Genomic DNA, 264 nt, shown 5'->3' with positions numbered 1-264 from the left:
ATGTCTACAAAAGCATCCCGATCCTTTGCAGACGACCAATCAGCATAGAGTTTCTCGATCAACTGAGTATTGAACTCACCTGCAAGCTGTTCTTCAACGATACGACCAGCCCAAGCACCCATCATCATTCCAAGATGCGTGTTGTGCTTCAGCATTGCCAGTTTGCCCTCATCCAGCGAACGCTCATATGCAACGATCTTGCCGGTAGCATCGAACACAGGACGGAGGTTTTCGCTCCCTGCTTTGGTGCGAGCCATGAGAGCA

The 264-nt window shown here is 50.4% G+C and carries 1 protein-coding gene; it reads right to left on the bottom strand.

The window, feature by feature from the left end; genetic code table 11:
* Window positions 1-218, bottom strand: a 218-nt coding sequence (locus tag RMT89_RS43640; protein ID WP_315889303.1) for a hypothetical protein, incomplete at its 3' end; no start/stop codon positions are given.
* Between the last annotated feature and the right edge of the window lie 46 nt (window positions 219-264).

It is taken from the genome of Streptomyces sp. P17 (assembly GCF_032436805.1).
GTDB lineage: Bacteria > Actinomycetota > Actinomycetes > Streptomycetales > Streptomycetaceae > Streptomyces.
Note: the sequence above shows the minus strand (reverse complement) of the source record. Positions and strands in the feature narration are given on the sequence as shown.